This window comes from Ruegeria sp. CF3 (genome assembly GCF_056537365.1).
Genome location: NZ_JBQFRK010000003.1, coordinates 86,942 through 109,802 on the forward strand (window position 1 = coordinate 86,942; position 22,861 = coordinate 109,802).

At 50.1% G+C, this 22,861-nt stretch carries 18 protein-coding genes and 1 pseudogene; 6 read left to right on the forward strand and 13 right to left on the reverse strand.

The features are described from left to right. Positions 1-139 precede the first annotated feature (139 nt). From ACR0KC_RS12130 to ACR0KC_RS12145, 4 genes are all read right to left on the reverse strand, one after another. A complete protein-coding gene (locus ACR0KC_RS12130) occupies positions 140-1,642 on the reverse strand; it encodes a glycosyltransferase family 4 protein (RefSeq protein ID WP_480706928.1) in 1,503 nt (500 codons plus the stop codon). Between the two features lie 295 nt (positions 1,643-1,937). Then, positions 1,938-3,332 (reverse strand): acylating sulfoacetaldehyde dehydrogenase, encoded by a 1,395-nt coding sequence (gene sauS, locus ACR0KC_RS12135; RefSeq protein WP_480706927.1) that lies wholly within the window; start codon positions 3,330-3,332, stop codon positions 1,938-1,940. Between the two features lie 120 nt (positions 3,333-3,452). Beyond that, positions 3,453-4,391 carry a hypothetical protein gene (locus ACR0KC_RS12140; protein ID WP_480706926.1) on the reverse strand — a complete coding sequence of 313 codons (939 nt, stop codon included), beginning with the start codon at positions 4,389-4,391 and terminating at the stop codon, positions 3,453-3,455. A 3-nt stretch (positions 4,392-4,394) separates the two neighbouring features. After that, positions 4,395-5,039: a PIG-L deacetylase family protein gene (locus ACR0KC_RS12145; RefSeq protein ID WP_170733055.1), complete on the reverse strand. Its 645-nt coding sequence runs from the start codon at positions 5,037-5,039 to the stop codon at positions 4,395-4,397. Between the two features lie 538 nt (positions 5,040-5,577). On the opposite strand from ACR0KC_RS12145, the gene ACR0KC_RS12150 reads away from it, so the two are divergent. Next, positions 5,578-6,360 carry a class I SAM-dependent methyltransferase gene (locus ACR0KC_RS12150; RefSeq protein ID WP_480706925.1) on the forward strand — a complete coding sequence of 261 codons (783 nt, stop codon included), beginning with the start codon at positions 5,578-5,580 and terminating at the stop codon, positions 6,358-6,360. Positions 6,361-6,568: 208 nt separating this feature from the next. Next, complete coding sequence (locus ACR0KC_RS12155) at positions 6,569-7,900, forward strand: formyltransferase family protein (protein ID WP_480771905.1); 1,332 nt, start codon at positions 6,569-6,571, stop codon at positions 7,898-7,900. Positions 7,901-7,907: 7 nt separating this feature from the next. On the opposite strand, the gene ACR0KC_RS12160 is transcribed toward ACR0KC_RS12155, so the two are convergent. From ACR0KC_RS12160 to ACR0KC_RS12185, 6 genes are read right to left on the reverse strand one after another with little or no spacing between them, the layout of a single operon-like run. Further along, positions 7,908-8,915, reverse strand: coding sequence for a GNAT family N-acetyltransferase (locus ACR0KC_RS12160; RefSeq protein WP_480706924.1), 1,008 nt, complete (start codon positions 8,913-8,915; stop codon positions 7,908-7,910). Next, positions 8,912-9,871, reverse strand: coding sequence for a lysylphosphatidylglycerol synthase transmembrane domain-containing protein (locus tag ACR0KC_RS12165; RefSeq protein WP_480771906.1), 960 nt, complete (start codon positions 9,869-9,871; stop codon positions 8,912-8,914). The genes ACR0KC_RS12160 and ACR0KC_RS12165 overlap by 4 nt, the downstream gene beginning before the upstream one ends. Positions 9,872-9,926: 55 nt before the next feature. Beyond that, positions 9,927-10,772 carry a class I SAM-dependent methyltransferase gene (locus ACR0KC_RS12170; protein ID WP_170733050.1) on the reverse strand — a complete coding sequence of 282 codons (846 nt, stop codon included), beginning with the start codon at positions 10,770-10,772 and terminating at the stop codon, positions 9,927-9,929. Positions 10,773-10,822: 50 nt separating this feature from the next. Beyond that, a complete protein-coding gene (gene asnB, locus ACR0KC_RS12175) occupies positions 10,823-12,733 on the reverse strand; it encodes an asparagine synthase (glutamine-hydrolyzing) (RefSeq protein WP_480706922.1) in 1,911 nt (636 codons plus the stop codon). Positions 12,734-12,739: 6 nt separating this feature from the next. After that, positions 12,740-13,825 carry a glycosyltransferase gene (locus ACR0KC_RS12180; RefSeq protein ID WP_480706921.1) on the reverse strand — a complete coding sequence of 362 codons (1,086 nt, stop codon included), beginning with the start codon at positions 13,823-13,825 and terminating at the stop codon, positions 12,740-12,742. A gap of 24 nt (positions 13,826-13,849) precedes the next feature. Further along, a complete protein-coding gene (locus ACR0KC_RS12185) occupies positions 13,850-15,775 on the reverse strand; it encodes a hypothetical protein (RefSeq protein ID WP_480706920.1) in 1,926 nt (641 codons plus the stop codon). Positions 15,776-15,969: 194 nt separating this feature from the next. Here ACR0KC_RS12185 and ACR0KC_RS12190 point away from each other — a divergent pair, with 194 nt between their 5' ends. From ACR0KC_RS12190 to ACR0KC_RS12205, 4 genes and pseudogenes are all read left to right on the forward strand, one after another. Further along, positions 15,970-17,286 carry a polysaccharide deacetylase family protein gene (locus ACR0KC_RS12190; RefSeq protein ID WP_480706919.1) on the forward strand — a complete coding sequence of 439 codons (1,317 nt, stop codon included), beginning with the start codon at positions 15,970-15,972 and terminating at the stop codon, positions 17,284-17,286. Continuing rightward, positions 17,286-18,842, forward strand: coding sequence for a hypothetical protein (locus ACR0KC_RS12195; protein ID WP_480771907.1), 1,557 nt, complete (start codon positions 17,286-17,288; stop codon positions 18,840-18,842). The genes ACR0KC_RS12190 and ACR0KC_RS12195 overlap by 1 nt, the downstream gene beginning before the upstream one ends. Then, on the forward strand, positions 18,839-20,080 hold the full coding sequence (locus ACR0KC_RS12200; RefSeq protein WP_480706918.1) for a DegT/DnrJ/EryC1/StrS family aminotransferase: 1,242 nt from the start codon (positions 18,839-18,841) through the stop codon (positions 20,078-20,080). Before ACR0KC_RS12195 ends, ACR0KC_RS12200 begins: the two co-directional genes overlap by 4 nt. A 24-nt stretch (positions 20,081-20,104) precedes the next feature. After that, positions 20,105-20,238: pseudogene (locus ACR0KC_RS12205) on the forward strand (recombinase family protein); the annotation flags it as partial. A gap of 673 nt (positions 20,239-20,911) precedes the next feature. Here ACR0KC_RS12205 and ACR0KC_RS12210 read toward each other — a convergent pair. From ACR0KC_RS12210 to ACR0KC_RS12220, 3 genes are all read right to left on the reverse strand, one after another. Beyond that, complete coding sequence (locus ACR0KC_RS12210; RefSeq protein WP_480706917.1) at positions 20,912-22,009, reverse strand: M56 family metallopeptidase; 1,098 nt, start codon at positions 22,007-22,009, stop codon at positions 20,912-20,914. Beyond that, a complete protein-coding gene (locus tag ACR0KC_RS12215) occupies positions 21,996-22,391 on the reverse strand; it encodes a BlaI/MecI/CopY family transcriptional regulator (RefSeq protein ID WP_008759241.1) in 396 nt (131 codons plus the stop codon). Before ACR0KC_RS12215 ends, ACR0KC_RS12210 begins: the two co-directional genes overlap by 14 nt. Before the next feature lie 66 nt (positions 22,392-22,457). Beyond that, a complete protein-coding gene (locus ACR0KC_RS12220) occupies positions 22,458-22,859 on the reverse strand; it encodes a DUF2160 domain-containing protein (protein ID WP_480771908.1) in 402 nt (133 codons plus the stop codon). Positions 22,860-22,861 lie beyond the last annotated feature (2 nt).

The following is a 22,861-nucleotide window of genomic DNA, read 5'->3' on the forward strand; positions in this document are numbered from 1 at the left end:
TGAACGCGGTCGGATTGTACCTCGCATCCAGCCTGAACCGGATCGTTGGTCGATGGGTAACGGCACCTAGCGTCATTTTCCTGGGATTGCGCCGCGAAGCACCAACCTGAGCCGAGCGTTCAGATGCGTCAACCCGCTTTTAGTTCAGGTTGCCATTTGTGCCAAAATCCCTATCGACGGAAAGTCTTTCGTACAGCTCCAACAACCGTTTCGCCTGCGCGTTCCAGCTATACTCTTTGTTAAGTATCTCGAGGGAGTTATCCGTGAGTTTATAGGCTTCGCGGTTCTCAGCAACTTTCTTTATGGCTACGGCGATAGCAAGTGGGTCGGTTTGATCCATAGCGACGCCATGACCCAATACTCTGACAAATTCCCTTTGATCAGGGCGATCTGGAACGCAAACCGGCAGCCTAGCAAATGTGGCCTCAAACAGTTTGTTCGGCATCGAATGTAGATAGCTTAACCCGATGTTTTGTGAAGCGCTCGCTGCAAGCGTAGCATCTGATACAACGTAGGGTACTGCTTCGGCAGGAACGGGCGCCAGCAAGTGAATTCGGTCAGCAACGCCCAGTTCCTCGGCGATACCCATAATCCAAGCGTCGTTGGGTTCCTTGCGTGGCCCAAGATTTGCAATATGAAAACCAGGTAAGTGGACTAATGCTGCAGCGAGTTTGTCCACGCCACGGTTTTCTCGTTGGATCCCACCAATGTAAGCGATCAATGGAACGTCTTCTGGCAGATCTAGCAGATCACGTAGCCGGTTTCCGCCTCGGTTAGTTTCACTTCGAGCAATGTCGGGTGAGTTATAGATTAAAGTAGGCTTACTCTTTGTGAAGCGCTTAGAGTAGAGTTCAGCAATTCCCTTAGAAACTGTGATCACATGATCTGTTTGCTTCAGGCAATCGTCTTCCAGTTTCTTCGTTAGTTCCTGCACATCTGTATGGAGTCCGGCACGTTCGGCTTCATACTCATGAGCGTCATAAATAAGTTTACCATTGCCTCGCTTTGCGAGCGCGACACCTGCGGGCAAAGTTAGCAAATCGTGAGCATGAACTATGTCGAAAGTACTGTCGTCCAGCACGGGTAACAGGTTTTGCATGAATACCAGCCCCCGAATTGCGCCGAGGCTCTCCCAACTTGCGGCAAGTTCTTTTTTTTCGCGGTCAAGTTGGGCGATAAGTTCATATTGCCTTGCAACACCGGGCGCGCCGATGCCTATTTTGCTTAAGCTTCTTATAACCTTGTGATGCAGTTTGCGCCGCATTCGAGCGGTACCACGCGCAGATTTATAATAGTATTTGTTTAACGGAGATTGTGCGCAGCAAAACTGAAGGCGTTCTAGCTGACGCTTCTTCTCAAGATAGTCGTCAAACCGTTTTGTTACTTCTGCTCCCGAGTACTCTAAAAATGGAAGTTTGTTGACAATTTCTCTGTCCAGAGTGGAGCGTTCGAAACAGCGGAAACGCTTAATCTTGATGTTCGAGATCGTTTCGTTTTTCTCTCGGTTTCCAAGCTGGTTGCAAAAGACATGAACATTATGCCCTGCATCAGCAAGAACGCGAGCTTGTTTAAAAACACGCGCATCTTGCGTTACTTCGCTGTAATTCAAGATTGCGATGCGCTTCCGATTGACAATATTCATCGCTGTTTTTGCTCGCTTTAATGTGGTGAGGTCAATTGCTGAATTTTGGATTTGTTTGTCTGATTGGCCAATCTTTTTACTGTCGTCAAACTATCTGAAGTTATGATTTGGATCTAGAGATCACCCTAATATGGTCAGAAAAACTTCTCTTCGCCTAATCCGAATAGACCCATTGGTGTGCACACCGCAGCCTAGCAGAATCGGTAACATCCCAGCCATGTTACTTCTCATTTCCGATGGGCGAATGCATAAGATGGAATATCTTGGGAAGAGAAAAATATAATCCCCATCCCAATCAAACGGGGTCAAACTGCGGATCATAGACGGTTCCGAACGCTTCGTCAGGGCTTGGCATTTCCTTTTCGTAAGTCTCTACTAGCACAGTTTTATTAACAAAATGCTTGATCGAAAGGTTCTCTGATATGGAATTTTTGCCCCAAGTCCCACACCCCATGGTAAGCGTGAATGGTAGTGCATTATTCATTCCGCCGCCATTTCCGAATGTGTGAGCCTGGTTCACGAGAACACGCGCAACGTCAACTTTCTCAGCGAGCGCCACCGAGCGTTCTTTTCTAGCGGTATGAATGCCTACGGAATGTCCGGCACCCTCGTAGTCAAGAATATCGTTGCAAATATCGATGGCGCCGTCAAAGTCTTTCGCTTTGTACACCGAAAGTACAAGTGCAAGCTTTTCTCCGGAAAGAGGAGCTTCTTTTCCGATTTGAGACTGAGGAACCAATATGAAGCGCTTCGAATTCGGGAGCTTCATTTCAAACAGTTTCTGAAGGGTAGAGATGTCTTTCCCTACAGCTTGACGGTTTACGGCACCATTTGTAAACAACTTTTCCTCAATCCTGCCTACTTCTGTAGGAGTCGCGAGGTAACCCCCAGCAGTCTCTAACTCTGAAATCATTGTTTCGTAAACACTTTCGAGCAAAATGACCGAGTTTTCCGAACTGCAGGATGTGGCGTTGTCGAAAGTCTTTGACGCCACAATTTTCGCGGCCGCGTCTTTAATATCCGCGGTCTCATCGACAATTACAGGAACATTGCCTTTGCCGACGCCTATACAGGGTGTGCCACTGCTGTAACCTCTCCGAACGTTTGTCTGGTCACCAGTGACCAGGAGAAGGTCGACATTTCGTGCAAGGTAGTCAGCCTTGTCGAATGATATAGGTGCATGTAGCACTTGGAACAATTCAGTCGGGGCGCCGATAGCTCGCAATGCGTCATCGAAATATGATTTCAGTTTTTGAGCAGTGCGCAAACCGGCAGGGGAAGGGCTGATTATGATTGAGTTTCCACCCTTGACCGCCATGAGTGCCTGATTTGCCGGAGTTGCTGCAGGGTTAGTCGAGGGTGTTAGGCTACCGATGACGCCAACAGGCTTTGCCCATTCCGTTATGCCGCGCTCTGGATCTTCAAAGATCTTTCCAACTGTTGGAGTCGCGAGTAAGTCGCAAAGTGTTCCAAATGTTTTCCGACGGTTCTTTAGTATTTTATCCTCAATGTTTCCAAGGCCAGTATCGGCAACTGCCATTTCCGCCAGGGTGCGCGCATGGTCCTGTCGATAGATCGCCCAAGCTAGTGCTCGCACAACGTTGTCGATCTGGTTCTGACTATATTTTGCAATTTCCTGCTGCGCGTCATGAGCTGCGGCCAGCTGTTTATCTATCTCTGAAAATGCCAAACGATTTGTCCTGAGTTTGTCGGGTTACTTCTTATTGAGAGGAGTTCAACATTGACACTATATCGTCAAATTTACGAGGCTGTTAGAGCTATCCTAATCTTAAGCACCGCTATCCATAATTTATTTCGAGTCACGAAGGCCTGCGTATATTTCGAGATTTCTCTGATGAGAGATTGCAAAGTTCCCCGATACCACTGTGTTATCAGGGAGATGCGAAATGACGATGCTGCCGATCTTGATATTGCAATTGCGTCCAATCCGCCGATTGTTCGATATCGTCGATCCAGCCCAGATTTCAGTTCCGCTACCGATCTTCGTGCCACCGGCGACCTGGCACCTAGTTCCTATCAAGCAGTCTTCGTCAATTTCGACATTATGTGCGATCTGAGTAAGGTTTCCGATGCGAACACCATTGCCAATCATTGTGGGCGACAGGCCTCCACTATCAACACAGGTGTTTGACCCAATAGAGACATCGTTCCCGATTACGACACCACCGAGGTGTGGAAACGGCTTAAGGGCACCATTTGGCTGACGTACATGTCCGAAGCCAGGCGCCCCGATGACGCAACCAGAACAAATCTCAACGTTGTCGCCTATGCTTACGCCTGGGTAGACAGTCACATTCGGATGAATAATCACATCTGCACCAATTGCTGCTTCTTTTGAGACAGATGCAGTATGAGCAATCCAGGTATTCTCGGACGTTTGGGCAAACATAGTTTCGTCGTGGAGGCCCTTTGAGAAAGCTATTTCATCGCTGTAGAGCCCAACCAGGATCATTCTAAAGGTGTCACGTGGATTATCCACCAAAATTAGTGTTTTATCGCTCTGAGCTGCTATGTCTTTTGCTTTAGCTTCGGGTAAAATCAAAATACTTGCCGGAACAGAGATTACGTCGGCGGATACCTCGCGCGACCATGTAAGATTTATTGATTCACTTTTTCCAATCGGAGCAGGGCCTATAAAGTCGCGATGGTCTCCAACGATCCTATGGGCTACCCGCATTTTTGTAAGAAACGAGCAAAGAGCTTCGGAGTTTATTGATTGGAACAGCACGGATCAAACCTTTAGAGTAATTAATTCAAACGCTTCTGAGTATTTGACACCCTGCTGGATGCCACGAACTGCAGCAAGCCCCCGAATAAATTCAGATTCAAAATAGTTGCGGTTCTTCAGAATCTGAGACTCATACGACTGTAGTGCTCTTTGCTTCGCCGCTAGATGCTCTTCAGTAACCCGGACAAAAACCCGGCTCTCAAAGCGGAAGTTGTTCCAAGGTAGCTCGTAGCCCAGCATAGTGGTCGTTTTGAATGCGCGCAGTGACTCATTGTGAACAACTTGATGATCCTGATGAACGTCACCACCGGAAGGCGTAAAAATTATGTTTGGTTTGATTTTGCTTCTTAGTTGCACCAGATCTTCGAGAACATCTTGGCGCGAATAATTCAAGCGCCTTACTTGATAATCAAATACGTGCAGCCGCTCTTTGGGAATATCATAAGTTTCCATAGCAGCAAAAAACTCACGTTTTAGGTGGTCCTTGTCGAGGCCACTAGGCAGGGATTGCGCGGCCGTGGAAAACACTGCGACATCAACGGTTTCGCACTCCTCCATGCATCGAGCAAGCGTTGCTCCACACCCAAGCTCTACGTCGTCAGTATGTGGGGCGAGAAACAATACTCTCGCACCGCTGAAAAGACTCATGTTGCCCTCCGGTACAACGCTCTGGTTTCGATCAAAAAAGTGTTATCGGCGTTCTGGCTAGAAATCATAGGGCATTAAATATGTCTAGCAGAAAACCTCTGACTTTGTTGGAGAGATGCCAGCAACCATTTCCGATCAATAAGGTTGGGTCGTTGAGAGTCGCGCGCATACAGTTCATCAAGGGCTACGAACCTGAATTTGCGCGAACAGTTGACAGCGCTCTTCAGGTTGCCTTCGGCAATTGGTGAGTCAGTTGAATGTTGTGGCAAGGCTTGTTTCAAATGCCGCTTAGCCTTGCGCTGGAAAAGCCCATTGGCCTGCCAACCAAAGGTCGCTTAGGCGAGAAATCAGAACGGCAACAATTCGTGACAGGTCCACAATTGCCAGATAGATGACAAGTAACGAGCCAAATCATTGCGATGGTTTTACTAGGTTGCATGCCACGCTGAGATTAACGTAAATGCGCTTGCATCTGATTTCTAGGCAGGAAACCATCTAATCTGGTTTGGACGAAGATGCGATTTTTAAGGGCTTGTCAATGAAAAGAACTATCGCTGTCGGTCACCGTCTCCCTTTCGTCAAGATTCCCCTCTTCGGTGATCGCGACCGCTTCGGTTTGATTTCGGACCGTAAAGATCCAATGTGGGACGAATGGGAGAAAGCGTGCGCGGATTTTTATCGGGCCAACCAGCGATCAGGGTTCGGAAAGTCTATCAACGACGCGGGTTACCGTGTTCTAAGTACATTTGATTTCACCGGAAAAACTGTGATCGAGATCGGGCCCGGTTATGCGCCACATTTGCCGTTCTTTAAGACGAAACCTTCGCATTACATTCTGATTGATATACGCGAAGAGTTTCTACTGAGCGCCGCTGAACAATTGAGCAAGATGGGAATTTCCTACGAAACTCATCTGATCGATCCACAAAATCCGCATAAGCTACCTCTAGAGGCTGGTGTGGCAGATGTTCTGCTGACATTCTATTCTCTCGAGCACCTCTATCCATTGCAGAGTTTCGTTGAGGAATACCGACGTGTTTTGCGGCCCGACGGCCATGTTGTTGGTGCGATTCCAGCTGAAGGCGGGCTTGCCTGGGGCCTTGGAAGATACTTTACCTCGCGTCGTTGGTTGAAACGCAATACTACGATCGATCCCGACAAGCTGATCTGCTGGGAACACCCAAACTTCGCTGACCATATTCTTGATGTTCTTGGCGGGTCGTTCCACTTCAAAAAATTGACATATTGGCCGCTTGGTATTCCATTGATCGATACAAATTTGATAGTTTCCTTCGTCGCAAAAACTCGACATGACGAATGATTGCAAGACAGCATCCGCTATGAGTAGGTCGGTTCTCGTCATCACGGGGAACGGATCGCCGGCCCGAGCAGCTGCAAATATCTATGCAAAAGCTTTCTCTGAGGCAGGCTACACTATTCATTTCATTGAGAATACGATAGGTCCAAGGCGCATCGCGAGTTTCTTCTGGAAACGGTTCAGACGTTATGGATTACGCGATGTATCAAGCATGTTCTGGCTACGTCTAACTGGTCCGGGGCCTGCGTCGGTCGAAAAAACCTATACACTGCATAAGACCGTTAGTGACCTGGATCACATCGACACCGATTATCTGGAGAGTATCGCTCCGTCTGTGGTCATTACCAATGCCTGCGCCCTTCTGAGTGGTGCTTTGATTGATCGTCTTCATTCGTTTGGATGTGAGATTATCAATGTACACAATGGCATAAATCCCCGTTACCGAGGAACCGGAAACATCTGGGCTGCATACGAGCGCAACTTCAAGATGACCGGCGTGACGCTTCATCATATTGATGCGGGTATAGATACAGGCGAGACCATTGCTACCCGCTATATTGATTTCATCGCACAGGAGACGTGTTTCAGGCAGATTGATGTTGTCGCCTTTGAGGAAGGCGCAAGAATGGCTGTCGAGTATGTTTTGGAGGGATCCGTAACCGGAACGAAAGGAGTTGCTGCACGCAGCCGCGCTTACACCTTTCCACGGCAGGGCCAGTATATCGCTGCGAAGGCACGATATAGTGCGGCACTGAGCGCCGATGCAGTTTGTCAGACATCTGAAATCTGGCAGAAATCGTTTAAGGATTTGGCATCCGAAGAAGACAAGGATGTTTATCAGCGTCAGCACTGGGGGGACTCTGGTACTATCGCTTCGCGGGATCAGCTTGTACGACAGATCGTTGATGAATGCGGACCAGGCCCCAAAATCCTGGACATCGGTTGTGGTGACGGGCGGTATCGTAGCTTTTGGACCGGTAGCGATTATTGGGGCTGCGATTTTTCATTGGAAACAATGAGCTTAGGTGGCAAGCTGGTGCCTTCATCTACCCACTTACAGTGCCCAGTCCGACCAGGTGCAGAAGTCCTTAGCGATGGTGACGGAAATCATTTTGTAGAGGCGGCCGTCGATGCGATGCCTATCGGGGACGCTCAGATGTCTACTGTACTTTGCGTGGGTTTGTTCCAACATCTTGATAACACGGGCGAGGCGGCGGATGAAATTTTGAGGGTGCTGGCGCCGGGTGGCCAGTTAATTGTCAACACATTGAGACAACCATCGTGGTTTGAGCTCTTTCCGCTGCGACTGCTTGGCTTGATGAAGAGGGATCTTGGTGCCCTTGTGTCGGCGATTAGCCGACAAGACTACTTTTGCAATATCGAAATTGCTGGCACAAAACTCGCACGCCGCTATTCAGTCGCCGAGTTGTCTTTGCTTTTCGCTCCGCAAGCTGTGGTGAAAGCCGTCCATTATGGTGGACTCGGGAGAACTCGCTTTTTGTCGCGTGAAATCACGATTGTATTTGAGAAAAAGCACCGCTAGGCATATTTTATGTTAAATGAGGCACTAGGACAGGCGGTGCGGCTTTCAAAAGCCATATTGGGCTATGCGCAATTACTTGGCGGGCCAGAGAAAAGCTAGAATTCAAGTCTATCGGCTTAGGCGTATGTTGCCAATAATAGGCATAGGCGGGGCTTTCGGTACAGCCCCAACGTTGTTTGAAAAACAGAAGTGGTGCATCACTAGGTGCTGAGGAACCAAAGCCGAATGTTTGCGCTTCAGCTTCAATGGCCAGAGAAATCGCATGATCCAGTATGAGTGATGCTAAATCACGCTGGTCAAAGTCTGCCCGCATTGCTCCCCAGCAATAATCCCATCGCTGGCTGTCATGTAGCAAGAACACCCCGCCGACCACTCGCGAATTTTCTCGCGCCAATAACAGTGTACTATGACTCTCAATCTCAAGAAGACGCTGATACAGCGAAAGAGGCTGGCAAATCATCCGGTGCTTATTCCGGTATAACTGTAACATCAGATCGTACCATTCGTTCAGATCATTCGGATCTCGACTGGTACCGATCTCTAACTCGGCTAGTTCTCTCCGAGCTTTGTTCACCTTCGTACGATGACGTTTTTTGTAGCTTTGCCGCTGTTTTTCAATCGTGGAAGACAGCGGCACTTCGCTGACAATTGAAAAGATGGTTTCCGCTAGCTCATGCTGATTGACTACATCTCCATCCAACCGATCTAGCGTCTTGTATTCAGCATAACAGCGCGGGCCTTGGGTTTTGGCCAAAGAAATCAAGTGTTTCACTGCGGCCTGTTGTGAACCTTCCCCTGTGAGCGGTGGATAGAAATTGAAAGGTGCACTTGTAATTTTATGACCGGAAAAAAACGAATGGCTTGCAAAGGCCGGAACCCCGGTGATACCGGTTTCGCTCATTACCGATTGATGGAGCGGTTTGATTTTGTAAACGTGCTCCAGCACCGACACAAATTCGCGGGCATTCATATAGGAGCCGGCTTGTGCTTCTGTGAAGAATTCAACCAGACTCATTGGGTGTCTTCCGTTTTATGCCGTTTGCCGTGAATCTGCCAAATTCTGTGATAGAGATCCCGGAAGTTGAACCCATCAAATACCAGAATGTACAGAAGCAATAAGATATTTGGCACTAGCACGATCAATCTCAGCATCAAGCCGTGCACCAAACCCTCGACGAGGGGGATTCCGTATGTGCTCAAGGCGAGAGCAATAGCAAACTCATAAGTTCCGATTCCACCAGGAGTCACCGTTACAAATAGACCCAGTGCTCCGGCTATGAAAACCAACAGTACCGCCAATGCGCCGATCTGAGCAGTTGTTCCTTCAGTGTTCAAATGCACGAGGTAAACATAGAAAATAAGGTAGGAATTGGCCCAGACGATGACAGATAAAACGCCCGCCTTCGTAAGAACAGGGGTAGAGTTTGTCAAAGCGTACAGGAACTGAATGGTCATCCGTTTCAATCCGTCAAAGGGCAAATTTTGAACGGCGCGAACCAATGCGTTTGGCGCAAATATCAGTAGTGAAAACACAAGCACAAGGATCACGGCCAGCGCGGAAAGCAAGGTGGTGCTCCCGATCAGTGCCTCGTCTCGGGCGGCTCCTTGAGCAAAGATCAGTATAGCCAGCATTCCAAGAAGGACAAAAACGTCGAGAGCGCGCTCATAAAATAGGATAGAGAATCCCTTGGATAGCTCAAGAGAGGCACGCTCAAGCAGATACACGGGCTTGACGAGGTCGGATAATCTGCTTGGAAAGACAATTAGAAGTGAGGCAACAAGCGCTATGGATTTGCTCCCGGTGGCAAGGCTTACGCGCCCTTCGCTAAGCACTTGCATTCGCCACGCAGCGCTTATAAGCGACACCCCGCTGACGAGGACCGCTAAGATAAAACCTCTGATCGGAACAATGGTGTAGTCTTCCTGCCAGAGTGTCCGAGCTGCCCAGATGATCAACAAACCAAGCAGCAATAGTGCGATGCTAATGCGAAGGACTGGCCGGTTTTTGGGTGCTTTCGTTGCGAATCTATTGTGAGGCATCGCGCTTTGTCAGACGAGCGTAAATCATGAAGCCTGCGTGCTTATCGAGAAACTTGTGTAAACCAAGAGGTATCGGGAAAGGTAGCGCCCGAGCCGGAAAGAAGTGATAGAAGATCTGGTCAATTTCAAAATATGGAGACAGCAAATCGACAAATTGCTGTTTCGAATAGGATTTTCCTATGGGGTTCTCGGCGCCGTCATAAAGCCGGACAATTTCGTCAACATCAGAGTTGTTCATTATGTCTTCGCGCCCACGTCCTTTGAGACCACCGCCCAGCTTACTGACGATCCAACCGCCATATCGCAAAATCGGCCACATCCGGATAAACAGATTTCGGTAGTAGACCGAGATCATCGCGGTGCCGCCAGGTTCAAGGACACGAGCGATCTCTCGCACGCAAGATTCTGTATCGGGCGTGTGATGGATTACTCCCTGACAATTCACATGGGTAAAACTCGCGTCGGGGTATGTAAGCTTTTCCGCGTTTTGCTGGCTCGCCTCGACTGTCAAACCATAAATTTCAGCGCGTTTTTTTACCAATTGTACCGCCTGTTCGGTCAAATCCGCCGAACTGACGTGTTTGGCACCCCTATTTTGCAGTTCTACAGACCACATGCCGGGACCACAGCCTAGGTCCAGAACGTGCTCATTCGTCTGCGGGCTTGGGAATAAATGATCGGGCAAAGCACCGGCAAAGCAATCATCAATCACGACCTGACGATGGTGATCAAAAAAAGCCTTCGTCGCAGGCTCATGTTCGGATTCACCGGTGAACAAGGGATTTGCTTCCCAAAAATCGCGGACGTCATCGATGGTTTTATTCTGACTCATTTCCATGATGCCTCCAATTGAACCATTGAATATTGGTTTTGGTTCCGGACTTACTTGATATCAAGGCGCATATGCCACGTCTCTTCCACCTGGCGCAACCATGCTTCAAGGCTAAGTAGCATCCAAATTCGGTGGCTGGGCAACTCGTCCAGCGGGCGAAATTTCCGCTTCAGACTTCTTTGGTAATCATGAACCACAGCCTCAAGGTACTCTGGCCTGAATAGCCGTTGCAGAGGGCTGTCTTTTGCAGTTAGGCGCTTGGTCATCCAAGATTGCATCGGCCCTCGCAGCCAATTGCGCAATGGTGTTGGGAATCCACGCTTGGGCAATTGGTATAGCTCACTGGGTAAAAGGTCGCGGGCACCACCTTTGATGATTGCCTTCAATTCTCCGCCTGTCAATTTGACGTCGGATGGAATCGAAAGCGAAAGAGCAATCATCTTATTGTCGAGCATTGGAGTTCGAGACTCGAGCGCATGCGCCATCGAAATCTTATCTTCCACCACCAATAAACCCGGCAGGTATATCTTGAAATAGGTGTAAATTAGCTGTTCGTACAAACTTTGTGCTTTGGCGTTGACCTCCTTCAACTTGGACGCCGGGTCATGGGGCTCCAAGGCGTTCCAGGCATTGGGCTGCAAAACGCGAGCCTGATGTTTGCGTGAAAACAAAACCGGAAGCAAATAGCGCCCTTCTCCTCCGCGCAGCATCGAAAGCGTAAAGTAGCCAATGTGTGGGAGCTCGGACATACGGATCGAGCGCAGCGCAAACCAAGTCTTCCTTAAGCTGCGGCGGAAACCGGATAGCACCGCGGCAAACTTGAAGACAGGGTAGCCGGAAAAGAGTTCGTCACCTCCATGTCCGGTAAGGATCACCTTGCATTTTTGCGCAGCAGCTTGTGCAACCAAATACTGCGGAAGTGCACCCATACCCATTTGGGGAGCGTCAAGTGCATAAGCCAGATTATCCATCTCTGCCATCGCACAATCTGGAGTGATATCCACACCTTGATGCGGGGCGTTAATACTGGCAGCAACAAGCGCGGCCCCTGACATCTCATCGTACCATCCACCCTCGGGGAAACGCCCGGTAAAAGTCAGTGGTGGGGTCGGCAATAGCGCGGCTGCGGAACTGGCTACTGCCGAACTGTCAAACCCTGCACTGAGATAACTGGCAACCCCCACGTCGCTCATCAGGTGTCGCTGTACACTTCCCTTTAAGGTATTTTGAAAGCCCATGGTAGCTTGCACGAAGTCAATTTCGTTGTTTGGAGTAACGCAGAGCTCCCAATAGTGTGTCTGCGTTACGTGATCTTCAGAGACTTCGAGGAAACAGCCAGGCTCAAGAAGCTTGACATCCTGAAAAAGCGTCGTTGAACCGAACTGGTTCTGGTAGGTCAGGTATTGAGAAAGTCCTGTTGGATCAATTGGCCATTCTCGGGCATCGATAGCGCCAAAGAGGGCCTTGATTTCAGATGCGAACAGAAACTCGCCCAACCGGGTGCTGGAATAGTATACCGGTTTGATACCCATCCGGTCACGAGCAAGGATGAGACGTTTTCGGGCAGGCTCCCAGATGGCGATCGCGAACATTCCGTTTAACTTAGAGAAGGCATCCGTTCCATACTGTTTGAATAGGGGCAGAATAACTTCGCTATCGCAATCGGAGTGAAACACATGACCAAGCGCTTGCAATTCGCGACGTAATTCAGGGTAGTTGTAAATCTCTCCATTGACGACACTGCTCAAGGTGCCATCGGTGCTGTGCATTGGTTGGCTTCCCGCATCGGTCAGATCGACTATCGCAAGGCGCGTATGTCCGAGAGTAATATCGTTATCCGACCACTTTGCCTGTCCATCGGGTCCACGATGCCGCAGGCGTGTCATCATTCCATCAACCCGAGTTTCACGGTTCTCGGGTGTCCCACGAGCAAAATCTAGAATACCACAAATCCCGCACATATCCTGTTACTTATCTTCCAGGTCTTTGAGACGAGCGCTGATCCGGGATAGCAGGACATAGTTCTCTTCAAAATTCTTCCGATTTTGTTGAGAAATGAAATAAAACACCATGAAGATAAAAAGTATCACCGATGAAATGAATACTAAGAACAAGGTAAGGTACCCGTTGATCAACGTTTCGCGGAGCGATTCGTAGAAGGAAAATGCCTCAACTCCCATTCCGCCCCAGATGTAGATAGTTAGAAAGTTTTTGAGAAGGATCACCAAGCCAACAAAGATGACGCTTGAAAGGAGCACCGTGGGTACAAGCAAAATCAGTCCCGGTCGCAGCAGCCAGTTATAGACCAAGTGTGACGCCATCGTGCTGGACATCGAAACAAAAGGTAACGATGCAATAAAGCCTTTTTTAGCGGCTTTTCCACGATCCCGATCGCGCCATTTCAGCAAGGCGGGAACCTCGACAATCTTCAGGTTGCCTAATCGCGCTTTTTGTAGGATCTCTAGGTGTAAGTCTTTGCCATCATTAATTAACTCCATAGCATTGATGGCCTCGCGCGTATAGCCGCGTACGACGCAGGTCACGGTTGCAAATTGCCCATTGAGGCTGGCCGACAGAATTTTGTTTCCCCATTTTGACATCAATGCGCGCGAAGTTGGCACATTCTCGACACCACCACCGGGCGCATACGCCGAGGCCAAAGAGATATCTGCAGTGCCATTCTGCAATGGCTCAAGTAATGCAGGAATGTGTGACGGGGCGTAAGAAAGGTCGGCATCAAGACAGATCACAACCTTCCCTAAAGATTCATCAAAACCGGTCCGAATAGCTTTTCCGCGCCCCATGTTGCGTTTGTGATGTGTGACCCGAACTCGAGCGTGCTCTTGTGCATAGCTATCAACAAGATCACCCATGCCATCAGTTGACCCGTCGTCGACGACCAGAATCTCGTAGTCGAGATCTGGCATATTCTTCTTAAGCCAGTCCCGAAGTTCTGTTAGATTTCGAAGGATGATCTCGCTCTCGTTAAATGCGGGGACAAGAAGTGACAACTCAGGAGTAGCAAAGTCCTGCGGCATATCTGCGTATGTCATATGGGGTCTTTCAGCAAGTCGGAATTAGGATGCATTTAGGCTGGCCACGTCGAGAACGAAAAAGGTATCATTCTCGAATACTGGTGTATAGCGCGGACCATCCACGGCGTGTTCTTTTAGGTATACAAAATAATCGATTTCATAGTCACGGACCATGTTGGTCATCCAGTCTAGGTCCTGCGCGTAGTATATCCTGCGTGCAATACTACAGACATTTCGAAAGTTCCGTCGGATACTTGATGGATCCTCCTGCAACATTTTGCGACTATCGATACCGATCCTTTTAGCACGCGCCAACCCTTCGTCGAAATTGTTCAAATTCCCTGAGTAGAGCCATCCATTCTTGAGGAATTCTTGAATGCTACCCCAAGAGCTGCGCTGCGAGAAATCACGCCAACCATATGAAATACAGGGATCGGTCATGAATAGATCGGTTGGGTCAGAGTTGCTCTGCGCCCATAGTTGTACTTCTTTGTATTCCGATGCCGTGGTGCGACGATTTTCTGTTAGTGTGTAGCGTTCAGTGATCCATAGAAAAGACAGAATCATGCTGATTAGCAGAATGCTGAGCGCGGTCAGCCGCGCCAGCCAATTCGGTAAATGCCACAGCTTAATTGAGGTAGCTGATTGAATGAGGATTAATGCAACCCCAACTAAGGATAAAGCAAAGAGCCATGGCGTACCGAAATATCTAGCAAACGACAATTGATATCCAGCATGAAAGTGAAGGGCCAGCAGTAAGGCTGGGGGTAAGGCAAACAGGACAACCGCCGTTTCGTAGGACCACAACTTAGGTCGGTGCACAATGGCACCGATGACCGGACTGGCATAGAGAAGCGCAAGCACGATTGAATATGGATATTTCTGAAACAGCGCTGTCGCGAGAAAAGCAATGCCAATCAAAACAAACCCATAATTGCCGCCCAGCAAATCGCGAAACAGACGATGAACTATGATCGGTAGTAAAAGCAGCGCACCAAATGCACTTAGTCGCTGAGGTGATATCTTTAGTAGTGTTACACTCCACTTATGTTCGGCTGCCAGCAAGCCAAACAAACTAACGATACAAATTACGGAAATCATCACCAGGATCTGCTTGCGGCGCAGATCACCCAGTTCGGGCGTGCGCCTCAATGCCTCGACACCCACCAAAACAAGCCCCATGAAGGGCAGAAGCACCCTGTCCGGGTTTGGTAGAATCATGCCTAAATCGGACAGATACCAATGAAAGTTGAAGAGGCGACTAAACTCGATATACTCAATTTTAGGTATTTCTGGCCCCGTCAGTGATTGTGACGCGACGAATTCAAAAAACCAGATCGCAGAAAATGTGACGGATACAACAGCCGCGATCCACGGTGTCGGCCGTTTCAACTCGGACTTGTCAATCAGGAAAGCAAAAAACAGAACCGGAAGGGTCAGCGCTGTCATGGACGGATGGATGGTAAAGCCGGCCATCAGAAGGACCGCCATCAACACATATCTATGGGTCAAAAGCGCGCAAAGCGCCGCTAGTCGCAGCATGTCGGCAAAAACGTAGAATTGTCCGACCAAGAATGGTGTGCCAAATCTTGCAAGATCAATCTGGCGGGCGCTACTTGCTAAAAAAAGGATGGCAAGCAGAACAAAACTGTACGGAAGCGTTTGCGGTAAAAGTGTTCTCAGGATCAAAACAGCGCCAGCGATCAATACCACGACTTCGCAAGCGATCATCATGTACATAGCGACGATAGGCTGAATGCCTAGATAGCTAGCGACAAAGGGATAAATCCAAACAAGCAGTGAATTGCCGATAAAGGCGGCACCACCAGGGTAGTCCTTAGGGAAGTTCTCAGGGTAAAGTACCGAATTCGCGAAATCCACGGCCGAGAACCCACCCCAAGCTACAACGAGGTCTAGTTCAAGGAAATAGGTGTGCCCAAGGTAAGCGAATACCGCCAGAGCGGTCATACACAGCCATATAACCGCGAACTCATGACGTTGCATTAGGATGTGCCAAATTTCATAGAGACCCGCAAAGGGTTGCCAGCGCAGGTTTTTTCATGGAGGTCTTTCACGGTGTCGGAACTGCGATCAGCAAGGGTGTGCTTCCGTTCTATATCTGCTAACTGGGTGCTGTTCTAGTCCTTTTTGTGAGACCCCTCATGTCTAATAATGTGGTTGTCCAGTTCGTCTTGCAAAGTGCTGAGCGCTATTGTGCCGAGGCGACGAAGGATGCCCTGATTGACCTTCCAATACCGACTACTTCAAAGCCATTCGATTGGCCGCTTGTCCGCATTTGCCTGCCGGACTGGGCCGCGGATATTGGTGTCGGCCAGCCCTCGCACCTGATGGTGCCAGCCTTTTGTGTAACAGGTGAAGGTGCGGACTGGGAGTGCTGCGATTGGTGGCGCGCTTGTTTTTCATTTCTGACTTGCGAAGCTGAACGCCATTACGAACAGAGAATGGGCCCCTGTCATTCCTATGCCTATCGGCTACCTAAGACACTTACATCACTCTGGGACCATGCTTGGGTAAACCGTATTCTACTTTTTCTGCGGCGCTGGGCTGCCCGGAAGGCAGGGCGAAACGAAGCTGATATGTTTGGTGCGTTACGTGGGGCGGAAATTTTGCTCACGCATGATGTTGATGCATTACAAAAAACCTTGCCAATAAGGATCAAAGCGCTGGCCTTTGACGGGTTCAACGCCCTCAAACTTGCACGGCAAGGTGCGCTTCGTGACGCTGTAAAGCGATTGGTCAAAGGGACTGGTTTTTTCTTGCGTCCGGCCGATTATAATTACTTGGCGCATATTGCTGCCCTTGAGCAAAGTTTCGGACAGGTCAGCACATTCAACTTCCACGGTGGAAAATCGCGACGGATACGCGGGCCAAAACGCTATCTGATGGATCCCGGCTATGATGTGACATCTCCGTCAATTGCACATGAGTTGCGCAAATTGGCCGCGAACGGCTTTACGATCGGAGTCCATCCATCCTTCGACGTGTTTGCCGATGCAGGACAATTGCGCGCCGAAATGGATCGCATACGCTCAGCAACAGGTTTGTCGGTCGTAGAAATCCGCCAGCATTGGCTGCGCTTCAGTTGGGCAGACACCTGGCGGGCGCAAGAAAAGGCGGGGCTATTGCGTGATACCACATTAGGTTTCAATGATCGCCCAGGATTTCGCAATGGTGCAGCAATGTGCATACCGGCGTGGATAGCACCAGAAAAGCGCGCCTCAGATCACTTGCGTAGTATACCCATGATCCTTATGGATTCACATTTGTTCGATTATCATGTTTCAGACGAGCAAACGCGACGTGCCACAATCGATCGGTGGTTGGACGAGGTGAAAGCCGTGCACGGGATCGCCACGGTGGTCTGGCATCAGAGAGTGTTTCACCCTAAGGACTACGGCTGGGGGGACGACTACACCTATCTCCTGTCTCGCCTGCCTGGCTCCAAGGAAGATCTTTAATGATAGACAAGGTCCATTGCCCATATCTTCAACAGGTGCACAGGGCATTGCCACGACTTCTGGCACTCTTTGACACAGACTCGCTTTCGCCAACGCTTGGTATGGGTGATCGAACTTATTGGGCGTGGAAACTCAAGGACTTTCCCAATGCCACACAACAAGGTGCGGTTAACGGGCTCGCGCGGCTTGTCTGCGCGGATCTCCTGCCGGATGGGATTAGCGCGAGATCGGTGATCGAACGGATCATACAGATCATCCACGGAGCGAATGAAGCTACCGATCGTAACGGATCACTATCTGAAGCGCTTCCAAATGAAGGGTCATTTTGCGTCACCGCTCTTGTTGCTGCGGACGTCCTGACTGCGCTGGATCTGCTCGGCGACCGACTGACGGCACAAGAGCAGCAAGCGGTCGAGGCCGTCGTGGCGCCGTGGATTGCATTTCTGCATCGCCAAGACGAGTTTCACGGGATCATATCAAACCATCTCGCCGTTGCGGTCCTTGCGCTGGTAATGTGGGAAGACCGCACAGGCGAAGACCAAAGCGTACGTGCGAAGGAGTTTATGAACCGAATTCTGCAGCATCGTTCGACCGAAGGCTGGTTCCGTGAGTATAATGGGGCTGATCCGGGCTATCAAAGTTGGCTTATGAGTGCGCTTGCCGAGGTGCATAAGCGGCGCCCTGATTGGGCACTTGGTGATGCGTTGGAACAAGGATGTACTTTTTTGATGCATTTTGCACATCCCGACGGGTCATACGGCGGAGTTTATGGCAGTCGTATGACCCGGTTCTGCTTTCCTGCCGGATTTGAGGCGCTTGCCCACGAAATGCCGTCAGCACACAGCATGGCGATTTTTGTTCGCAACTCGATCTCTCGTCATGCACTGGTTACGCTGGATACTATGGATGCCCATAATTTGGTTCCGCTATTCAATGATTACGTCTGGGCAGCTGTTGAGCGGCGCGCCAACAGCTGCCGCCCAACCCCCTTGGGCCTTCCCGCCACGCAAGCCGGCCTTCGGGTTCATTTTGAAGATGCTGGATTGTTGATCGACGTAGGGGAGACACACTACACCGTCATCGCCACAAAGAAAGGTGGCGCCTTGCTTCATTTCCAAAACGGCATAGCTGTCCGCGAAGACGAGGGCACAGTTTGTACCAAACGTGGGTCTGCGCCTTTGACTTCGCAATTCCTGGATCAGAATTCCGAACTTCAAGTTCTGGATACTACGGTGCAGATTTCATCAGATCTGCGGCCAGCACGTGCACAGTTACCAACTCCTTTCCGCTTTATCATTCTTCGAATACTGTCACTTACCTTTTTCCGCACTGTCGCATTGGGAAATACGATCAAAAAAGCGCTCGCTGCCTTCCTTGTCACCAAAGTGCCTAAGGCGAAGGGTAGAGTTACACGGTTGATAACCCTTGGTCACGATCTGAACCTGCAAGATACGGTTCAAGCACCTGCCGGTTACAAGCAAACCAAAGCCTCTAAATTCAGGGCGATACACATGGCCAGCCAAGGATATTGGCAAAGATCGGACGATACCCGATGATACCGCGTTTCAAGGCGGATTTTGGTGCCGCGGAGCTTCGTGCTGCATTCAGCCCATTACTTGGGCGTGAAAAGGAAATCGCAAAGTTCGAATTAGATTTTGCTGGGCTCTTTGACCAGCGGTATGCCATTGCAATGCCTTATGGGCGCACTGGCCTGATCATGCTGCTGAAAGCGTTTGGTTTTGAAGGAGACGAAGTGCTGTGCCCATCTTACACCTGCCTTGTCGTTCCCGAAGCGATCGAAAAAAGTGGCAACCAAACTGTATTCGTCGATTGCTCGGCTGCTGACTACAACGTGGATTTTGATCTGCTGGAAGAAGCAGTCGGCCCACGTACAAGCGCCTTTGTCGCAACCTCGATTTTTGGACATCCCATAAATGCTAAGAAACTAGCGTCATTTCGTGCGCGTCATCCGCAGATCAAAGTAATCCAGGACTGCGCCCACAGCTTTGCAGCCGAGTGGGACGGGGAATCGGTGGTAGCAATGGGTGATGCGGCCTTCTTCGGACTCAACATATCCAAGACGATGTCCTCGATCTTTGGTGGCATGGTTACAACAAACGACGTGGCGCTTGCCGAACGCCTGCGAGTGCTTTGTGGCGAGCAGATACGCGCCCCGGGAGTAAAGAAAAACCTTGCACGCAGAGCTTATGTGCTGGCGGCTTGGACCGCATTCACCCGTCCGGTATATGGTGCAGTAAACTGGCTTGAGCGTATTGGCGCCTTAAGTAAGTTCACAACCTACTATTCTGAAGAAACCGTTATGATGCCTTCAGACTATCTCGACGGGATGACAGCTATAGAAGCGCGGGTCGGGCAACTGCAATGCGGCAAGTACAAAGACATTGTCGCGCATCGGCGTGCGGTCGCGAAGATATATTTTGACGCATTGTCTGCGACTGAAGCAGAGGATTTTATCCTGCCACCCAACCTTGCTGGCGCCAGTTACTCGCATTTTGCCGTTCGGACCAAATTCGCACCCGTCCTCATTGAGGACTTGCGTAAGAATGGTGTCCAATTGGGGCATCTCATCGAATATCATTGCCCTGATCACCAAGCATTTAATGCAAGGCGCTGCATCGGCCCACGTCATGCTGCAGAATGGCCAGGAACCATGATTAATTTGCCATTGCAGCGTGATCTCAAGCCAGCTGAGGCGTTAGAAATCGCAGAATTGATCACGGGTAGTTTGCTGAGATTACGTGCGGAAGCCCCGAGAACCTGCGTGTTAAAGTAAGTTCGATCCAGAAGTTCTTGAAGATTCAATAAAGCAACCAGCATGGGACGATTGACGCTGAGCGTCTTGCTCGCTTTGCGCAGTTTGTACGAGAGGTGACCGCAGAGCGCATTCGAGACAAGATTGCTGCTTCCAAACGCAATGAGTTGTGGATGGGTTGAGATGCAGCCTGCGGATACCTCGCAGATGGAAGATCGCTGCTAAAGATGGATGAAAAAGAGGCAGAAAGGCACTTCTGATGATGGCATTCCATCCGTGATTTGTGCAGTCAGGGCTGATAGAAGGCGAACTTTATTGGAACAGCGCTGAGAAGTTCGCGGGTTTCTGAGTAGAAGCTGCTTCGCATCCCAAGGGTTCAGCCCCGACAGGCAAATCAAATCATCGAATGTTTCCGGCGCAACTGCGGGCGCGGTTGTCCACGATCAATTGGGACAACGAAGGTTTACAACACACTCACTATGCTGAATGACAAAGTACGCTGGCAGATCGTCTTCGGGGCGTTTCAATGGCTCACATAGCGGATAAGAAGGCGTGGTAAGGGCTCTCTGCCAAACTTGGAACGTTCACAGCACCGAAGTATAACCAGACCTTCATTTAGAAATGGCGATGCTGTGTTGTAGCAGGTTGGAATGGCATAAATTGCTATCGAATCGTTCTCGGTCGATCAAAATCGAGCAACGCGGACGCCAGCGCTAAAGCCGCTGACAGCGATACCTTAAAACCAGACTTATTGAAAATCAGCAGCACTTTAGCGCAGAATCTGCGACTAACTTGCTAGCAGTAACCGCAAGTGTAACCCCCCAGCCCGCATTGGACATAAACTACCGCCAGTTAATTCCCCTGATTACGAGCTTCCAGCCGTTCAAGGTTTACAACCGTCGAAAGCATAAGACGATCATGGCTCCAATCCTGAGTTTGACGAACCGAGGCCGAACCAATTGCAAGCACAACAACAAGGGAAAGCGTCGACCCAAGGAAAATGGCCGACAACTGGGTCGTCGTCACTGGTGCATCGGTCAGGGCGATCACACGCTGTCGCAGAACGCGCTTTGCTTTCGGCCCGTTAACCAAGGCCACATGAAGAATGCGAGGGCTTTTTAGCTTAACCGATCGTGTGCAGTATTCCAGTAAACAGGCGGTATAGTCGGTCGCGTCAATCCCTTTACGCGAGACGACAGACTGATCGCAGGCCAATTCGCGAAGCCGGTCAAACTGATGCTTGATAGCCAGATAGGCCGGGTTCCAAAACAGCAACGGGCGCAAAAGCTCGAAACCCAGTTCCCATTCCACGTCCAATGCGCGGATGTGCTGAAACTCGTGCGCCAGAGCAAAGCGCAGATCGCGTGGCGAGTTCAGTAAATGGCTGGGCAAAACAACGTGGCGGCGACGAAGGCCGCGTACTGCAAAGGGTACGGTCACGCGATCCGAAAGACGAATGTCCACTTTGGCCGATTGTCGCCATAGAAAGCTGGAGCTTACAGCGTTGCGAATTGCAAGCGCGTTGAGGGCAACCCGAATTGCCAGAACAGCCGCCACCAAAACCAGTGTAATCAACGCACAAGTCACAAAAACAGAGCCGCCTGACATGACATGATCAACCCAGCGTTCGCGCGTGTTCAGAAGGGTTTCGAACTGCGCAGCCGGCATTGCGATTTCGCCGCGCAAATAGGCTGCCACTGCGATATCCCCCAGCGCAACAACCCGTCCGGGCCATACCTGAGCAACAAAACCCGAAACACCCATCGCCAGAACCGGGCTGAGCATAACGCCGATGCAGAGTATCTTGAGCGAACGAAGCTGAGCAACAAAGCCGTACCGCATGGGCGTCAGCGCAAGGCCTCCGCGCACGGCCAGCCAGATCAGCGCCGACAATCCAAGCACTATGTTGAACTCGAGAAACGCATCGAGAACCGGTTTAACCGCTGTCATTTTGCAGTCTCCTCTCTACCAGTGCTCGAATCTCCTCTAGATCATCTTCTGTCAGCCCCTCATCATCGACCAGCCTTGCCACCAGAGTTGCGGGCGTGTCGTCAAACAGGGTCCGGGACAAATTCTGCAACGACCGCGACTGATACCTGTCCTTCTCCAGAAGGGGTCTGTAGATCAGCGACTTGCCGTTCTTCTCGCTTTCGACAAAGCCCTTTTCATCAAGAATACGCAAAATTGTGGCTCCGGAAGTGTAGGCCAGATTGCGATCAGGTGGCAGGCGATCAAGGACTTCACGGACCGAGCCCTGACCAAGCGCCCAGAGTTCGTTCATGAACTCAAGTTCCACGTCGGTCAGAAGATTTGTTGTCTTTTTCTTTCGCATCGATCTCGGTGTCGCCATTATTTAGTATGCCTGACAGACAAGCATCCTTTCGCTGTTTCTCAAAGCTTAAACTTTCCAGAAGACGAAGACGCCCCAACCGATGGACAGGTAAAGAGGCGTCCATACAGGTTGGCCTACCAGCCCAAGCCAGGCAAGGAAGATATAGGTCGAGCCGAGCAGTGTTATGAACAACCGATCGCCCAACGTGGTTGTCAGACCAAGTACACCGCGACGTTCAAGGCCGTCGCGGAACTTGAACCCTTCCAATAGTCCAATTAATGCGATGGCCGCAAAGATACCCACGAATACCGCCAACGTCGCCGGGGTCCAGGCCATCCAGAAATCAGGCCAAAGAGGGGCGGTCCACGAGAATCCCTTTTCCTCTTGCTGGCCAACATTGCCCCATCCGGCTTGCTGGGCGAATGCCATCGAAGGCAGGAAGGGGAGGGTGAGAAGAAGTCTACGCATAT